At 56.4% G+C, this 16,621-nt stretch carries 14 protein-coding genes; 5 read left to right on the top strand and 9 right to left on the bottom strand.

Features of this window, described 5'->3' with window-relative positions:
* Position 1: 1 nt before the first annotated feature.
* The gene (locus FRD01_RS16115; RefSeq protein WP_146961422.1) at positions 2-1,339 is read left to right on the top strand and encodes a hypothetical protein; all 1,338 of its coding nucleotides are present in this window, start codon (positions 2-4) and stop codon (positions 1,337-1,339) included.
* Here FRD01_RS16115 and FRD01_RS16110 read toward each other — a convergent pair.
* Together FRD01_RS16110 and FRD01_RS16105 are read right to left on the bottom strand one after the other, a co-directional pair.
* The gene (locus tag FRD01_RS16110; RefSeq protein ID WP_146961420.1) at positions 1,333-2,652 is read right to left on the bottom strand and encodes a hypothetical protein; all 1,320 of its coding nucleotides are present in this window, start codon (positions 2,650-2,652) and stop codon (positions 1,333-1,335) included. The genes FRD01_RS16115 and FRD01_RS16110 overlap by 7 nt on opposite strands.
* Positions 2,653-2,668: 16 nt before the next feature.
* Complete coding sequence (locus FRD01_RS16105) at positions 2,669-3,523, bottom strand: hypothetical protein (RefSeq protein ID WP_146961418.1); 855 nt, start codon at positions 3,521-3,523, stop codon at positions 2,669-2,671.
* A gap of 239 nt (positions 3,524-3,762) precedes the next feature.
* Between FRD01_RS16105 and FRD01_RS16100 the strand changes: the two genes are divergently transcribed.
* Together FRD01_RS16100 and FRD01_RS16095 are read left to right on the top strand one after the other, a co-directional pair.
* Positions 3,763-4,029 carry a type II toxin-antitoxin system Phd/YefM family antitoxin gene (locus FRD01_RS16100; protein ID WP_146961416.1) on the top strand — a complete coding sequence of 89 codons (267 nt, stop codon included), beginning with the start codon at positions 3,763-3,765 and terminating at the stop codon, positions 4,027-4,029.
* 2 nt (positions 4,030-4,031) lie between these two features.
* Positions 4,032-4,361, top strand: coding sequence for a type II toxin-antitoxin system RelE/ParE family toxin (locus FRD01_RS16095; RefSeq protein WP_146961414.1), 330 nt, complete (start codon positions 4,032-4,034; stop codon positions 4,359-4,361).
* 8 nt (positions 4,362-4,369) lie between these two features.
* Here the strand turns inward: FRD01_RS16095 and FRD01_RS16090 are convergent, their stop codons facing one another.
* From FRD01_RS16090 to hutU, 7 genes are all read right to left on the bottom strand, one after another.
* Positions 4,370-4,879, bottom strand: coding sequence for a hypothetical protein (locus tag FRD01_RS16090; protein ID WP_146961412.1), 510 nt, complete (start codon positions 4,877-4,879; stop codon positions 4,370-4,372).
* A 3-nt stretch (positions 4,880-4,882) separates the two neighbouring features.
* Positions 4,883-7,294: a DNA topoisomerase (ATP-hydrolyzing) subunit B gene (gene gyrB / locus FRD01_RS16085; protein WP_146961409.1), complete on the bottom strand. Its 2,412-nt coding sequence runs from the start codon at positions 7,292-7,294 to the stop codon at positions 4,883-4,885.
* Between the two features lie 85 nt (positions 7,295-7,379).
* Positions 7,380-7,529 (bottom strand): hypothetical protein, encoded by a 150-nt coding sequence (locus FRD01_RS24410; RefSeq protein WP_249755674.1) that lies wholly within the window; start codon positions 7,527-7,529, stop codon positions 7,380-7,382.
* Positions 7,530-7,627: 98 nt separating this feature from the next.
* Positions 7,628-8,821, bottom strand: a complete 1,194-nt coding sequence (locus FRD01_RS16080) for a hypothetical protein (protein WP_146961407.1) — start codon at positions 8,819-8,821, stop codon at positions 7,628-7,630.
* Between the two features lie 525 nt (positions 8,822-9,346).
* Positions 9,347-11,194: a hypothetical protein gene (locus FRD01_RS16075; protein ID WP_146961405.1), complete on the bottom strand. Its 1,848-nt coding sequence runs from the start codon at positions 11,192-11,194 to the stop codon at positions 9,347-9,349.
* A gap of 110 nt (positions 11,195-11,304) precedes the next feature.
* Positions 11,305-12,624: a caspase family protein gene (locus FRD01_RS16070; protein WP_146961403.1), complete on the bottom strand. Its 1,320-nt coding sequence runs from the start codon at positions 12,622-12,624 to the stop codon at positions 11,305-11,307.
* Between the two features lie 72 nt (positions 12,625-12,696).
* Positions 12,697-14,346, bottom strand: a complete 1,650-nt coding sequence (gene hutU / locus FRD01_RS16065) for a urocanate hydratase (protein ID WP_146961401.1) — start codon at positions 14,344-14,346, stop codon at positions 12,697-12,699.
* A 175-nt stretch (positions 14,347-14,521) separates the two neighbouring features.
* On the opposite strand from hutU, the gene dinB reads away from it, so the two are divergent.
* Positions 14,522-15,586, top strand: coding sequence for a DNA polymerase IV (gene dinB, locus FRD01_RS16060; protein ID WP_146961400.1), 1,065 nt, complete (start codon positions 14,522-14,524; stop codon positions 15,584-15,586).
* Positions 15,587-15,654: 68 nt separating this feature from the next.
* A complete protein-coding gene (locus FRD01_RS16055; RefSeq protein ID WP_146961398.1) occupies positions 15,655-16,563 on the top strand; it encodes a hypothetical protein in 909 nt (302 codons plus the stop codon).
* Positions 16,564-16,621: the final 58 nt, after the last annotated feature.

The raw sequence follows: 16,621 nt of genomic DNA, 5'->3' as shown, positions 1-16,621 counted from the left end.
AATGGCCCTAAAACACTTCGATCCAGCCGAAGATTCGCGCGAGGCCACATTTCTGGCCTACGAGTTCCTACGTCGCCAACCCCAAGAGGGCCTCACGCTGACCGCCGCGGAGCTCGCCGCGCAGACCACCCTCTCCCAGGTTGCGGCCGAACACGCGCTCCTGGCCTTGAGCCGATGGTCGCCAGCACGCGTCACCCTGGACCGCGATTCGGAGCTGGTCTTCGCCTTTCAGACCATCAACCCACCGCCGAAAAACCGCGCGCTCGACACGGTTTTGTTCTACGTCCTGATGGCCGTGCTCACGCCTTCGGTCCTGATCCTTTCGATGCCCTCGCTCGGCCTTTTGCATGCATCCACGTATTGGAGCCCACCTATCTCATGGCTGCTGGTTGCCCTCGGTGTGGTTGCGATACCTTTTGCGATGATCACCTGTTTTGGGAGTCTTTTCGGGCTGGCCATGGTCTATCTCCCGGTCTTTGCTTTCACCATGATTCACCTCGGCTGGGACGCGTGGGACCGCCATCAAGAGCTGGGCTCGTTTGTGGGCTTCGCCACTTTTGGTCTGGTTCTCCTGATGTTCTGGGGATGGCAGGTGCGCGAGATTTCTAAGTCTGAAGATAGTGCCTCCAATGAGCTCCTTGAGACGCTCAAGGACTTCCTTCTGGGCCAACGCCCCTCGTGGCGGCACGACGCCAAACGCTCGTGGCAACTCCTGGCCTGGCATCGAGGCACAATCACCATCGACGACGTGATGGTCGGCTTCGGCATGAATCGTGCCGAGGCGTGGTCCGAGTTGACGCAGCTTGTTCTCCATTATGGCGGCGATATCCAGATCTCCGACACGGGCGCGATCTCCTTTAACTTCGGAACCTTCAAAGAAACAAAGAAGCCCGAGAAGCCGCCCGAGCCTCGCCCACCCAAACTCTTTGGCCACGAAGGCCGATGGCTCCAAATCGTCTTCTGGGGCACCCTCTTTCTGGGCAGCATCACCATCATCGCCCACCCACTTTACCCAGCCTTTCCAACGAATCTTGAGGCGGACTTCGACACACTCATGTCCAGGGGCGCTGGACTCTGGCCCGCGCTCTTTCTTGGCACCCTCTTCTTGGTCAGGATAAGACACTGGCGTGTGAAGTTATCGGAATGGCAGCGAAGGATGATGGGAGTGGAACTCTTGAAGCAGTGGCGTACCACGCCTCAAGATCACGTCCTGGAGTCCGAAATCCCAGCCCGGCTACTCGCCGAGTTCGGTGGCACCATAGACCCCGAGGTTTCTTCAACGTGCGTGGTCTTCCCAGAATTTGAACGTGGAGTACGCGCGAATTCTTCCGGTCAATAACCCCACTCGATGCAAGGGCCCACTTGAGGGTCGCAGCGGTCACTATCGTCTCTGAAGCTCGAAACGGATAGGATGTTGGAGTGTCTGTGGCGGTGGAGACCAACATCATAAAAGACTTCTCCATCTAGATTTCTTCTTGGCAAGAAGGGGTCGGGAATCGCCATCATCATAACATCGTTCTTGTCTCGACCATCGATATCTAGCCAGAACGAACCGCGGTCATCAACCTTCTCTAATATCTCGGTGATACTGTCATTGCCGATGCCTTCATTCCCCCCTGACCACGTATAGACGGGGTCAGCGGCAGGCCTAGAATCCACCAACGGAACAAGCGCAACGATGCGCGGCTTGTTGACCCAAAACCGAAACAACGACCAGTCGACCCAAACCCCGCCATCCGGGTGGGTCATAGCGTAGCGAGTGGAGCCGGAATCGCGTTCAAAAGCGCCTATGAGCCATTTGGTGTTGCGTCCCATCTCTCGCTCAAAATCCGTTGCTGGCTCCTCCAGCGCTTCCCGAACACAAATCTCTTCCTTGAGCGTGTATCCGCCGTACAAAACTGTAAATCGGTCAGTGCGGCCATTGTAGACCTTGTGGTCCACGTGATGTGTTATCAAGACAGTGACATCGTAAGCGCCGGGCTTGGCAAAGCTATTCGCTCCAATCTTGAGGTCCACAATGTTGATGTTAGAACGCCGAGTAAATGACCACCCTGAGTCCTCTACTTCTTCCAGAATCTCGTCGCGTCCATGATCCCAGAGTGTATGCGTCGTTGAAGTTGGCCTGTAGTTCACAAGTACCGTATACCCGAGTTCCCCCAGTTTTCCGAACGATGTCGGAGCCCAATGATAGGTGGAGATTTCCACGTCATCTCCCGGATTCGCATACAAAATATGGGTTTGAAACGTTCCATCAGTCGTCAGGCCCGCCTGATGTTTGGGGTGTGGAAGAACTAACGATAATTCGTAAATATCGGAAGCGAGCGGGGGACCACCACCCAGGAACTCTGACGCCGTCATATGGGCACGTTCCGAAAGTCTCTCAACGATCTCAAACGGCCCTTGCTTCATTGTCCAGGCAATCGTCTCGGCCTTACATTCTCTCTCCGTCGCCCAGAGTTTAGGGTCTTGCTTGTTTTCCCCAACCGGTTGCCCCAGACTTGAGACCGAGCCAGGGTCAAGGATAATCTCGGTTTGTGGATCATATGTGATGGGATCCGGAACCTGTATGGGGTCGTCGGAATCCACACACCCGCCAAGGACTAAGAAAAGGGCGCCCGTTAGTGGTATTCGACCTGTCGTTGAGAGCCTCAATCTGGGCCTCCTACCCTTAAAATCGGCACTGATCTTCCGAAACATTGTAATTGCCGTCTCGCGTCTTAGGGCGGACGACGTAGGATGACTGATACTCGGCAACCGAATTCGTACAGATTCCGTGGTCCTTAGTACTCAGTTGTACCGACTCATACACGTTCGTTCTTGGGTAAGACCAAGGGCCGAACGAAAAGAATAGAAAACTGTCCATCAAGATTTCGTCCATCTGGACGCGTGGCCGCCTAATCGTACCTGTCGTAAAGTCGCAATATTCTAGAGTCGAAGGCCAGTTGGAGGGCCAGATTCCGGAGCATTCAACGGCAACAGGTATCTGGAATGTCGTGTCCATTGTCTCAACGCTGGTCTGGGCATACATTTCTAAGAGTATACAGTTGAACTTCTCGATATCGAGACGTTTACAGGGCCCAAATCCCTCTGAGGATGTGCCATCGTCCAATTGGTTTTGATCGAATTCGGCTACGGAACATTGTGCTGCCAAGAGTGGGCCGTCTTGTTGTTCAGCATAGGATTTTGTGTCGCTACCAGCACAGTTGATATCCGTGCGGAATATGTAGAGTTGCACGCCATCAATCGTGACGCTGCCGTCTGGGGCGAGCATCATGTCAAAAATGATATTGCGAGTTTGCAGCAGATCCCACCGTTCAGTGGTCTCGTTGAGCCTATGAGACACACCGTTTTGCTCCAAGATGATTGGAGGGAAAAGTGTTCCGTCTACAGCTAGCTGATTTGGCATGGTGGCGCCCAAAAGTGTGCTCATATACTCGTAGAACGCGCCCGTGTTCGCATAAATTCCCGCGTTGGGCGTGACACGAATCACGCCGGTCTTCATATCGGTGACGCTGGCGTCCACTTTCCATGCTTGTTCTGAGGAATCCTAGTTCGTGGTTAAGTTGCTCTGTTGCCTAACAAGTGCTGGATCATCGGTCGTCGGCAAATGCGAGATCAGCTGGCTTGTGCATTGACCAGATGGGCATTCACAATCGTCCGGATCTGTGTCGGGGTCGCAAAAGAGTCTTTGCGCTAACCGCGAGACAAAGCTTCCTGTCAAACCAAATTTGGTCTAAAATCGGTTATAGAAAGGAGGCAAAGATGAAGCTATCAACCCATGTCAAACCCATCACCTATCTGAAGGCTAACGCCTCTGAAGTAATCCGAAATTTTGAGCACGATAAGACCCCGCTTGTGATAACTCAGAATGGAGAGGCAAAGTGTGTCGTGCAGGATATCAAGAGCTTTGAGGCTATGCAGGAAACACTTGCGCTTTTAAGGATTTTAGCACTTGGAAAGGAGCAGGTTGAAAAAGGGGAGGTTGTTGGCATTGAAGATGTGCGTTCACACTTTGCCAATAAGTCCTAGCCATGATGTACGAAGTGGTTCTCACGAGCTCTGCGTTGGCTGACCTTGAGGAGATCTTTGAATATATTGGAGAGTATGACTCTTTAGAGGCCGCTCAGCATGTGATCGCCCGCATCCTGGATGCTTGCGAGGCTCTTGCCGAATTGCCGAGTCGTGGAGCCCATCCAAACGAACTTAAGGAACTCGGGATATTCAACTATCGCGAGGTATTCTTCAAACCTTACCGAGTCATCTATACAATCGGAGACGAAGAACGTGTCGAAGTGTTGCTAGTAGCCGATGGACGACGGGACATGCAGGCTTTGCTCACAAGGCGCCTTCTCAGTCGCTAGTCTTGTCACTAAGGAGCCTGGACCTTCTCCAACACGGTCGCCATAAAGCCCTGCGCGTCATCAATATGCGCAAACGGGCTGTAGAGCAGCAGAGGTACGGTCTGGCCGCCAGCCTTGATCATCAGCCGGCCCGAGGCGCGAGTCACCGCCATGTCTTTGAGGCCTATGGACTCCGCGTCTAGGAGCTCCCACCGAAAGCTCCACATCTTGTCCATATCCCCAACCATCAAGGCTTCTTTGTTGGTGGCCACCACCATCTTCTCACCCACATGGTACCAGTAGGTGATGGTGATGCCGAAGATAGCGCCAAGACCGCCGAACACGCCAAGCCCAACAAGGCTCCAGGGCGCGCTGGCGAAGAAATAGCTCAGGGCCCCGAGCACTACGCAGATGCCGGCAAAACCCGCCAGAATCCACAAGGCTGCGGAGTTCAAGGTGTAGCGATAGACCTTGGAGCGCGCCACTTCGCGCTGCAGATCTGGCCCCTGCAAGACTTGGATTTTAGCCAACTCAGACACGGCTTAGATATCCAGGTTTCTCACATCGAGGGCGTTACTCTCGATGAATTCGCGGCGTGGCTCAACCTGGTCGCCCATGAGCACGGTGAAGATATCGTCGGCCTCAATGGCGTCCTCAACCCGAACCTGCAAAAGGGTACGCGTCTTCGGGTCCATGGTGGTGTCCCAGAGCTGGTCGGGGTTCATCTCACCTAGACCCTTGTAGCGCTGGATTTGCTGGCCGCGGCGGCCCTCGGCGAGCACAGCCTCGAGGATGTCTTCGATATCTTCGTACGCGACGTCATCCTTTCCAGATTCCACAACCACCGGAAGCCCAATCTCGTTGAACTCCTCCTGGATAGCTGCGATTCGCTTGTAGTCGCCATGGCTGAGGAAGTCGCGGTTGATGGTGGTGACGATAGACGTACCCGCCACACGCGTCTTCCAGATAGCATCAAACGCGCCCTCCACGTCCTGATTAGGCACGATCTCCGGCGCGCTCCATGCCGTATTCGTGTACTTCTTACGGAGCGCGTCCAAGACCTCATTCATCTGCGCCCGAAGACCCGCCTCGTTGTTCAGATCTTCGACCGTAAGATTGAGCTTCTTAATCTCGCGAAGCACGCGTCGGTCACTTCGGCGCTCAAGCCGCTCCATCGCCGCCTGATAATCGAACATCTGCGTCAGAAGCCCACGCAGGTCTTCGCCGTTAACCTCACGATTAGCGCCGCGAATACGAACACTCTCGATCACGTTATCGATCAAGAATTGGTTCATCGTAGCTTCGTCTTTGATGTACGTAACTTTGCGACCCTTTTTTACGCCGTAGAGCGGTGGCTGCGCAATGTAGAGGTAGCCGCGCTCAATGATCTCCGGCATCTGCCGATAGAAGAAGGTCAAGAGGAGCGTACGAATGTGCGAGCCGTCAACATCGGCATCTGTCATCAGAATGATGTGGTGGTATCGAAGCTTTTCAATATTAAAGTGCTCAGCACCAATGCCGCAGCCGAGCGCGGAAATAAGAGTCGCGATCTCGTTGGACGCCAACATGCGGTCAAAGCGTGCGCGCTCTACGTTCAGAATCTTTCCACGAAGCGGCAGAATGGCTTGGAACTGCCTTGAGCGGCCCTGCTTCGCAGAGCCACCGGCCGAATCACCCTCGACAATATAGAGTTCGGATTCGCGCGGGTCTCTCGACTGACAGTCGGCGAGCTTTCCGGGCAGGCTCGAAATGGAGAGCGCGGATTTACGCGCGATTTCACGCGCCTTACGCGCAGCCTCGCGCGCGCGCGCAGCCGTGACGGCCTTCTCCAGGATCTGCTTTGCCACCGTCGGATTTTCGTCCAGGAAGTAGGCGAGCTGCTCGTTGACCATCGACTCAACAAAACCCTTAATCTCGTTGGAGACGAGCTTGTCCTTGGTCTGGCTCGAGAACTTCGGGTCCGGCATCTTCACGCTCAGAACCGCAGTCAAACCCTCGCGCATATCGTCCCCACCGAGCGCCTCTTTGAGCTGCCCTTTAGAGATACCGTGCGCGTTGATAGTACGCGTGAGCGCACCCTTGAGCCCCGAGAGGTGCGAGCCACCATCACGGTTTCGGATGTTGTTGGTGTAACAAAAAATATTCTCAGAGTACGAGTCGTTCCACTGCATGCTGAGCTCGAGCGTAAACGGCCCTTCCTCACGCATGATGTAGACAGGGTTCTCGTGCAGAGGCACCTTATTCTTGTTCAGGTGCGTCACGAACGAGTTGATACCACCTTCGAACGTGAAGTTATGCGAGCGGTCGTCACGCTCGTCGAAGATGTTGATGGTCACGCCCGCATTCAGGTACGAGAGCTCGCGAAGCCGTTGCGAGAGCACGTCGAATGAGAATTTCGTCATTGTGAAAATCTGGTGATCCGGCTTGAACCGAATCTTGGTTCCCGTGGTCTTCGCCTTGCCAACTTCGGTAAGCGGGCCGGTCGGCACACCGCGTTCAAAGCGCATCGCCCAGATACCGCCCTCACGGCGAATCTCCATCTCGAGCCATTCCGAAAGGAAGTTCACCACTGAGATACCCACGCCGTGCAGACCACCCGAAACTTTGTACGAGTTCTGGTCGAACTTTCCGCCCGCGTGGAGCACCGTCATGATGACTTCTGCCGCTGAGCGCCCTTCGGTCCTGTGGATGTCCACAGGGATGCCACGACCGTTATCCTCAACGGTGACGGAATCATCTGCGTGAATCACAACCTTGACGTAGTCGGCATGCTTGGCGAGCGCCTCGTCAATGGAGTTGTCTACGGCCTCGTACACCATGTGGTGGAGGCCAGAGCCATCGTCCGTATCACCAATATACATTCCCGGACGTTTACGGACGGCCTCAGCCCCTTCGAGAACCTGAATACTATCCGCGTTGTAGGTACTTACTGCTGCGACATTTTCTTCTGACATTCTTAATCTCGGCTTTAGATCTAGCGGGGCGGAACCCTACCACGAGCCTTTCTAGGATACTAGTGTGTAGACGACGTCGAACTCTTTACTCGCCGCGCGCCACAAATGCCCGAAAGACCGCCCAGATAGCCAAGAATACAACCGTCCACACGCGATTGGGGCCGGCTTGCTGACATCCGGCCAACATGAGCACACTCAGACCCATCAACACGCCTGGGCCTGCCAATTTTGTCATGGTGATCTCAGTTTTCCGGAGCATAAATCATCCACCTTCGGCATTTGGTGATGCCGTCTTCGTTCATGGTGGATAAAGTGCAATTAGCCTGCCAACCCCTAGTCGAATGTCACAATCCAAAGAATGTAGGTCCAGTGAGGCGTGTTTGGAAGTGGGACTCCACTGACACCGATAGCGACCTGTTTTGCGTCCTCATCCAAGATATCGGAGTCCATACTCCAGTAGTTCAAGGACTCAACCCAGTATTCATTGCATTCATCAGCTCCGTCAAAGTCGCAGATCCCTTCCATCACATCGGGTTCATCGAGTTCACCTACGTCAAACTTCTTGATGAGGTCGAGCGCCTTCACTTGTGCATCAAGTCGCAATGAAAGTGGGCGTCTACCGAGTTCTTTTCGCTGCGCGTTGATGGCTTCGAAAACCTTGTTCGCTCGAGCCTGAATCGTCTCGTCCTCGATCACCCCGTACACCGCAAATGTCACCATTGTCGAACCCTCAGACTGCCCAACCCCCAACGCGACCACATCCGTATCTGGACTCAACGCTCTCATGCGGCTGAGACCGTGATTCAAGTGCTCGCTCAAGTGCTCTTGGACATCGTTTCCGAAGATTGCCGATGTGGACGTCCCAAAAGATACGATCCGCGCATCGCCGAGATCCCATCCAGCCTTCAGGCCCAGGTACGCTCGATTTGATAGCGAAACATCGTCGCTCCGCATAGCAGGTAGAAGACCTGATGCTGTCTTGGATTGTTCCCGCGCGAGCACAACTGGATGTAGACCCGCAGACCTACGCACTGCGTTCAAACCATCTACAAATTGCGCCTCCCAACTCATTGCCTCTTGGAACTCGTGATCGCGGATGACCTCCTCGACTTTCGACGGCTTGTACACTTTCGGAGGCTCCCCTGACGGACTCACCATCAACTCCGCCGAAAGACTTCCCAGATTCTCGCCTTTCCCTGCCAAGTAGAGGTCGATGTAGGCGTAGGGGTCTTCTGGATTTAGCGGACAGATAACCTTGAATTGTGGCGGCTTCGTGGATGGGTCAAGCCTGCACCACCTCATATGGTCGCCATACGTCACCACCGCAAAGCCTCGCTCCACTGAACCACTGACCGCCCGCCCCACAAACTCTACCTCTCTTCCTCCAACATTCATGAGCCTGGGCTCGACCAAGATCCGCGGAGCCTGCACCACAATCACAACGACAAGTTCACCAGCCCATTCGGCCTCAAGGATTCCAAACTCCAGAACCGGGGCATCCTTCTGAGACTCCAAGATCTCTTCCATCCATGCCTTTATTGATGGCTCTATTCGTCCTGGCTGAAAGGGGGACTTTCCCCCTCGTATCAATTGCGCATACCTGCCTCCCACGCCGGTCGCTCCGCATCTATTCGACACAAATCTATCGACCCTCGGGGCAAACCACTTACTCCCCGAATGGGTGTACGCTCGCCACCACTCTCGCGCAGCGCAGGTTTGAGTGTAGGAAAGCACTCGACTCCTATCCCCCTTAAACAGACTTACTAAGGCGAGCTCAGCCGGTGATTTCGGATTCTTCGGTGCATGCCCAGTTACCGTTTGGTCGGTGGCGACTTCCCATTCTTCAGGAGCAATAGTCTCTCGTACCTGAGGCAAAGCCTTTGGCGTGGTCTCTATGATGGTCCTAACCTCTGCCGGACTAGTCCATATGTACGGTTGGTGGGTTGTCGCGCATCCACTTAAAACACAACACATCAGGAATGCCCACCACCTAAAGACCATAGTCAGAGAGATTTGCTGGGAAAGTTTATTCATTGTTCGGCGAGTACTTCGTTAGTCCAGATACGAAATCACAACGATATATTCGGACCAAGGAAACCCTTCGTCTTGGGCGAGGCCCACAGCAACGCTCAGCGTGAGAGACTTCTTAGCCAAGACGGCCCTGGGGAGCTGAATCTCATCAAGACTCGCCACACGCTGCCAGTATCCGCGCACACCGCGGTTATGTTTCTTGACCATCGTCGCCATCATGGCGTTAGCCGTGTCATCCATATCCTCGCCGCGGTTCAACCGGTCCGAGATGGCCACCGCCACACCGCGCATCTTCTTGCTCTCTTTGGCAGCTGGCAACCCAAGCCCTTTGCGAGCTGCGTTGATCTTCCTCAAGACCTGTCCCGTTCGGCGCTGAATCGACTCCTCGGGGGCGAAGTGATACCCCGCCATCACTAGTTGCGTCGTGGAACCGAGGTTTGCGCCGATCGCCACGGTGGAGAGCTGCGGATCCAAAAGAAACGCGCGCCCTTGCGGCGAGTCGAGAATAAGGTCCAAATGCGCCACCGGATCGGTGCTGGGCAAATAGCTCGTCTGCATGGTTCCGTTCACGATCCGCCCGCCAACGTCCCAGCCCGCCATGATCGCGAGGCTGATCTCATCTTGTTCTTTCGGATTCTCCGACGCCAAGAGCGCCGCAGCGAGCTTTGCTACGGTATCAGACTGGGCTTTCTCTAGGCCAATCGGCGCAAGCTTTTGCCTCTCGCGAATCGCGTTGACCAGAGTCACAATATCCTGGTGATAGGTTGCCGGGCTGCGACCAATCTTGGGTTGTGGGATCACCTCCACGCGTTTGGGCATCTCAGCCTTTGGCTCGGTTGCAGCTTCAGCGGTTGCATCAACCGGAGCGGAATCCCCTGCACTCGGCTCGGTACCCTTGACGCCTGCCTCCATATTGGCCTCAGCTACCTCAACTTCAGAGACCGGGTTTTCTTCGTCAGCTCGTGCCATCAACTCAGCGCGAATACGCGGTGTTCGATAGACGTTGGTCGGCTGCTTACCGGACGCCACGATCACCGAAGCCGCGGGATACCCGAGGAACCTATCACGCTCTTTTTGGTAGATAGCGATCGACGTGTAGGGGTCATCCACAAGGATATTGCACACCACCCGGAACTTCGGCAGCTCCACGCGTGCGTCGAGCTCACATGTTTCATAACCGTGCGTGCCTTGATTGACCGAGGCCCACATATAGCCGACGTTCGGCATATTCGACGTTCCCTGAATGACGGCTTGTGTACCCTGAATCTGCATGTTGAAGGGCTCAACCTCAACCTCCTTTTCGGAGTAGATGAGAGATAAGACACTACCTTTGTCGGTCGCGTAGAGCGCCATCCCTACTTCAAACGGGCGTCCGAGCGCTCGGATGGAGTCAACATCCGCCTGAATATCCGATTGAATCTGGCGAATATCCTTGGGCTCAAGTCGCCTATCGCTGGTTCTATAGGTGAACTGGACCGATGGATGAACAAGGCCGCAACGCCTCGCGATGAATGTCTCGATTGCCCCCGCGGGCTTTCCATTCTCCTGGATATATCGAGCGATCTCGTTGGCGGTGCAGGCCGCAGCCTCGGTCATCTCAAGACCATCTCCGGCTCGGATCATGCCACCGAGGATTGATTCAACAGGGTTTGTGGTGCGAAGTGGTACCCCGCCCGCCACCTGCGGACTCTGGATCAAGGCCCATTCGTCCACCAAGACCAACTTCGTGTCCTCCAGATTGGGTGCGGGTGCGGACTGTGCGAGTTGCTGCACGCGTTGGGCACTCGGGAACTGGATTTGGCGTTCCGCAGAACCGCCACATCCAAGGCTAAGTGCTAGAAGAAATCCGATTGTAATTCGTGTGTTCATATCCCCCTCATTCGGAGTCAGTCAGTAAACGCGGGCTCCCGCGTTAGATGGGTTGTGTCCTGAGGCGAAGACTGCCCTATTTTTTAAATCACCGCAATATCCTAGACGACCTAAAACTCCCAACCCGCTTGCACACCCTTGATCCCCAGTTCGTCTCGAAGCTCGCGGTTGTAGACTTCCGCGGCATTACGCCGCTCCCCGGCGTTTAGCGGCTCATAGTCCCAGATGAAGCCGAACGTAATCCCCGCGATGCCCGCGCTCATGGCAAAAAACCCGCCCAAACTCCCGCCGATAAACCAGCCCGTAGACTCTCGCGCGTTGGCCACGCCTAGCGATAACAAGGTTACGCCTGCAGCCGTCAGCGCAATTCCAGGCACCCAGAGATACGGGTTATGCGTCATGAACTCATCGGCCAGATCAGCGCGACCGATCTCATGATAGAACATGATCGAATCCAACTTCGTCTCGCCCTGCCGAATCACGTCCTGGTCGTCGATGGTAAGGCGGCGGCGCAAGTATTCGAGCGTGCGCTCCGCATCTGAGTTTCCGCCGCTTGACGCTTGCTCAGCAGGCTGCTCCACCACCTCAGGCTCAGCCTCCTCCACGCCCGTCACAAGCACCTCGCCCACCTCGCCATCGGCCTGCGGCGTTTGCTGCCGCCCCTTGATACCTCGCAGCTTTCGCCGCGTGTAGAGCACGGCCTCCTGAGCGTCTACCTTGCCGTCCCCATCATCGCCCCAACCACGCAACGCACCCAACAAGAGGTATGAGAACGCCGGCCGATCCACCACCCCGAGCGAGCCCGCTACCTCGTTGGCCTTGGCCGCGCTCAGGACCACAAAGTTCTTCGGCACGTTCGAATTCTTGACCGCAATCACCGGCTGCACGCCCTTTGCCAGCGCCTCACCGGACTGCGACTGCCCACTGAAACACGCATCCAGGACCATCACGGTCTTGGCTTTATCGTTCGCGAGTGCCGCCATAAGCTCCGAGTGCAAGAGCCCGCGCGACTCTAGACTCTCCACCGTCTGCTGCGCATCCGCCCCAATCAACAAGCCGTCGCCCGCCTTAGAGGGCGCCCCGTGCCCGATGAATACCCACCAGATGCGGCCACCATCCTTGACCTGGTCCTTCGCAAGCCTGGCAAACCGAAGCATGGCCTCTTTTGTGGCCTCCTGGTTGACCAGCACGTGCACCTCGGGCACCTGCAGGGAGCGTTGCAAAAAGATCTCCCACTCGTTGGCATTCTTGATGGCACCCTTGACGTCCGGGAGCATCAGGTAATCTTCCACCGCCACAATGATGGCCACATCTTTGGTGCCGGAGGCATCCACAACCGCCGGTTTATCAAGCCCGGGCCAAGCAAAGGCCGCACCAGGCAACACCAACCAAAGACACACGAATAGTCCAAACCATCCAATCTTCTGCATTTTATTAACCTTAATTTATTTCTAAATAAGGCTAACAAGTCTGCAAAGATAAAGCGAGTCTTTCGTTGAAGACTACTCGAGGTGTGGCACGCGAACACCGCGCTCTTTGGCCACCTCGACCGCGCGCTCGTAGCCGGCATCCACGTGGCGAACCACGCCCATGCCCGGGTCGCTTGTCAGAACGCGCTCAATGCGCCGGTCGGCCTCGGCCGTGCCATCGCACACGATCACCTGGCCGGCGTGCAGCGAATAACCCATGCCCACGCCGCCACCATGGTGGAAGCTCACCCAGGTGGCGCCGTTGACGGCGTTGACCATGGCGTTGAGGATCGGCCAGTCGGCCACCGCGTCCGAGCCGTCTTTCATCGCCTCGGTCTCGCGATTCGGGCTCGCGACGCTCCCGCAGTCCAAGTGGTCACGCCCCATCACGATCGGCGCAGAGAGCACGCCATCGCGCACCATCTTATTGAACATCAGCCCGGCCTTTGCGCGCTCGCCGTAGCCAAGCCAGCAAATCCGCGCTGGAAGCCCCTGGAACGCCACGCGTTCACGCGCCATTTCGAGCCAACGCAAGAGATGAGTCTTCTCGGGGAAGAGTTCCTTGAGCGCCTCATCCGTCTTGTAGATATCCTCAGGGTTGCCCGAGAGCGCGGCCCACCTAAACGGCCCCGAGCCCTCGCAAAAGAGCGGGCGAATGTACGCCGGAACAAAGCCAGGGAACGAGAACGCCTGCTCAAAACCCTCGTCGAAGGCCTCTTGCCGAATATTATTGCCGTAATCAAAGACCACCGAGCCGCGGCTCTGAAACGCCACCATGGCTTCCACGTGGCGCCGCATGCTCGCTTTGGAGCGCCGGATATAGGTGTCGGGGTCGGATTCGCGGAGCTTGAGCGCCTCGTCGAGGCTGATGCCCGCTGGCACGTAGCCGTTGAGAGGGTCGTGCGCACTCGTCTGGTCGGTGACCATGTCGGGCACGATGCCGCGGTCTAGAATCTGCCAGTGAATCTCGGCCGCATTGCCCAGAAGACCAATGCTCGTGGGCGCGCCGGCGGCCGTCGCCTCCTCAATCCACGCCAACGCCTCGTCCAAGTCACGGGTCCATTTATCCAGATAGCGAGTCTCCACACGCCTCTTGATCCGCCACTCCTCCACGTCCACGTTCAGGCTCGCCGCGCCCGCCATAGACGCCGCCAGCGGCTGTGCGCCGCCCATACCGCCGAGCCCCGCCGTCAGTACCCATTTGCCACTCAAATCGCCGTCAAAATGCGTGCGTCCACAGGCCGCAAAAGTCTCGTAAGTCCCCTGCAAAATCCCCTGCGTCCCGATATAAATCCACGACCCAGCCGTCATCTGCCCGTACATCATCAGCCCCTGGCGCTCGAGCTCGCGGAAGTGCTCCCAGTTGGCCCATTTACCCACGAGGTTCGAGTTCGCGATGAGCACGCGCGGCGCGTCCGTATGCGTCTTGAAGACCGCCACCGCCTTGCCAGACTGCACGAGCAGGGTCTCGTCATTCTCAAGGTTCTTGAGCTCGCGCACGATCACCTCAAAGGCCTCCCAGTTTCGAGCTGCACGCCCATTTCCGCCGTAAACCACAAGCTCGGCAGGGTTCTCGGCGACCTCCGGATCTAGATTATTCATCAACATCCGCATTGCCGCTTCTTGCTGCCAGCCCTTGCAACTAAGCGTATTTCCTCGGGGTGCGCGTATCTCTCTGCTCATGATCTCTACTCCACTGGTACAAATATAGAAGCACTAAGGTCACCCAATTATTCTCAGAGTTATCGGAATTTGGCGACCGAAAACCCTAAAACTCCCAGTCCAAAACTTGAAGATTGAGGCTCAGAGGTGATAGTCGCTAGACCGAGTCTAGTGATACTCACCTAGTTGAAGAAACATGCTAGTTCCCTTCCTAATTTTCCACCTCGATATGGACGCCTTCTACGCATCGATTGAGATGCGGGACCGCCCAGAACTTAAGGACGTCCCCCTGATAGTGGGCGGAGACTCGCGGCGCGGCGTGGTGGCCACAGCGAACTACAAGGCCCGGGAGTTTGGGATTCATTCGGCGCAGCCTATACAGGTGGCCAAACGAAAGTGCCCAGACGTAGTCATCGTGCCGCCTCGAATGAGCGTCTATGCGGGCGTCTCGCGCCAAATCATGGAGGTCTTCGAGTCGTTCAGCCCAACCATAGAGCCACTCAGCTTAGACGAGGCCTTCCTCGACATGACGCACGAGCACGGCCAAGACCCTCTCGAGCTCGCAAAGGCACTGCAGGCCGCCGTCTTGGAAGCCACCCAGCTCACTTGCTCCATAGGCATCGGACCCAATAAATTCCTGGCCAAGCTCTGCTCCGACCTCAAGAAACCAAACGGCATCACCCAAGTCCCAGCCGGTCTCGAGAAAGAGTTCATCGCGCCTCTGCCCGTCCGAAAACTCTGGGGGGTAGGCGCGAAGACTGAGGAACGCCTCCTTAGCCTCGGATACCTCACCATCGGCGACGTGGCGGCGGCGGACCTGAGCGTGCTTCGCGACCAGCTCGGCCAGAACCTGAGCCAACACCTCCACAACCTCGCGCACGCAATTGACCACCGCCCCATCAACCCTGAGCGCGAACGAAAATCCGTGGGCTCCGAGACCACGTTTGAGAAGGACCTCAGAACCCCGCGCGAAGTAGCCAAGGCCCTACAGCCACACGCCTTAGACGTTGCCCGAGTGCTGGCCAAGAAGGAGCTCAAGGCCGGCGGCGTGCGCGTCAAAATCCGATACACACAAGGCTTCGTCTCACAGACGCGGCAGCGCACCATCACGCCTACACAGGACGCCGAAACACTCTGGAAAGAGGCCATGCTCCTCTTGGATAGCTTCGAGTACAATAGCCCGATTCGGCTAGTGGGACTCACGGGCTACGACCTTGTGGACGCCAACGCGCCCGAGCAGCTTCGACTCTTCAAATTCTAGGTCGTACAAACTTGACCGGCGCAATGTTTCTAGGAAAAATCTGCGTACCAGATTCCTAGGAGTAAAAAATGAAGCGCGAAGTTGGTGTTTTTGCCCTGGCTGCCGTTCTTGTAGGCACAGGCTGCTCACACGTCGGATACCATCAGGCACATGTAGACGGGAAAACCACGGAGTATGGCTCCGCTGAACGCCCGGTGCAGACCTACCAGCTCGTGCTCCACGAATTCCATCTCTACGACCGCACGGGCGGATTCTGCGCCGGAATGCTCGAGGCCGGCGGCAAAGAAGCCGCCAAACGCGAAGAAGCTCGCGAGATGGCAGAAGACGGCAGAATGACCGGCGAGTACTCGTGGAAGACCTATGACGCCACGCAGTTTGAGGGCATCGAGTGTGGACTCTTCTACCGAAACGGCGGCGGAAACGGCGGCGGTGTGACCGACTACTCCGTCATCCCACCCTTCAGCGCCAACTCGCCCACTGGACGCCTCACCTACGAACAAGCCGAACACTCGCTACACGAGGTCGGCCTACACATTGGCGGTCAGGGCTATTTCGACTACGGATTCCTCTGGCGATTCGAGTTCCGCATCACCGGCGGCTCGTTCGACCTCGTCTATCCCGACCTCGCCGGCCCTGGACGCCTGCCAAGCAAGCTCGAAGATGGCGGCGGCTTCTTCACCATCCCCACACGCGTGGCCTTTGGCTGGGCCCCCGAGTACCTCTTCGGCCTGGGCGCTATGGCCTGGGGCGGCGTGGAGCTCGCCCAATGGCTCGCCAACTACAACGAAGAGCGTGAGAGCTACCTCGACTACTTCGACTACGGCGCCGGCGGCACGCTCGTCATTGACACGCCCTACGTTCGCCCGAGCCTCTACTTCGGCTGGCTAAACACCAATATGTATTGGAGTGACCGCGTGGCCAACCATCAGGGTTATGAAGGGCGCGTGGGCCTGGACATCGTCTGGGAAGATTTCTAGTCAAGTACATCTACGCCCTTGACAAACCACAAAAACCTGTTGAATCTCCGCGCACTTC

The organism is Microvenator marinus (assembly GCF_007993755.1).
Taxonomy (GTDB): Bacteria; Myxococcota_A; Bradymonadia; order Bradymonadales; family Bradymonadaceae; genus Allomicrovenator; species Allomicrovenator marinus.
This window is presented reverse-complemented; position numbering and strand designations above follow the sequence as displayed.

Excerpts from the sequence above, each read along its gene's own strand:
- FRD01_RS16055 (WP_146961398.1), top strand. The coding sequence starts at position 15,655 with ATGAAGCGCGAAGTTGGTGTTTTTGCCCTGGCTGCCGTTCTTGTAGGC.
- gyrB (WP_146961409.1), bottom strand. The coding sequence starts at position 7,294 with ATGTCAGAAGAAAATGTCGCAGCAGTAAGTACCTACAACGCGGATAGT.
- FRD01_RS16075 (WP_146961405.1), bottom strand. The coding sequence starts at position 11,194 with ATGAACACACGAATTACAATCGGATTTCTTCTAGCACTTAGCCTTGGA.
- dinB (WP_146961400.1), top strand. The coding sequence starts at position 14,522 with ATGCTAGTTCCCTTCCTAATTTTCCACCTCGATATGGACGCCTTCTAC.
- FRD01_RS16070 (WP_146961403.1), bottom strand. The coding sequence starts at position 12,624 with ATGCAGAAGATTGGATGGTTTGGACTATTCGTGTGTCTTTGGTTGGTG.
- FRD01_RS24410 (WP_249755674.1), bottom strand. The coding sequence starts at position 7,529 with ATGACAAAATTGGCAGGCCCAGGCGTGTTGATGGGTCTGAGTGTGCTC.
- FRD01_RS16115 (WP_146961422.1), top strand. The coding sequence starts at position 2 with ATGGCCCTAAAACACTTCGATCCAGCCGAAGATTCGCGCGAGGCCACA.
- FRD01_RS16095 (WP_146961414.1), top strand. The coding sequence starts at position 4,032 with ATGATGTACGAAGTGGTTCTCACGAGCTCTGCGTTGGCTGACCTTGAG.
- FRD01_RS16100 (WP_146961416.1), top strand. The coding sequence starts at position 3,763 with ATGAAGCTATCAACCCATGTCAAACCCATCACCTATCTGAAGGCTAAC.
- hutU (WP_146961401.1), bottom strand. The coding sequence starts at position 14,346 with ATGAGCAGAGAGATACGCGCACCCCGAGGAAATACGCTTAGTTGCAAG.
- FRD01_RS16080 (WP_146961407.1), bottom strand. The coding sequence starts at position 8,821 with ATGGAAGAGATCTTGGAGTCTCAGAAGGATGCCCCGGTTCTGGAGTTT.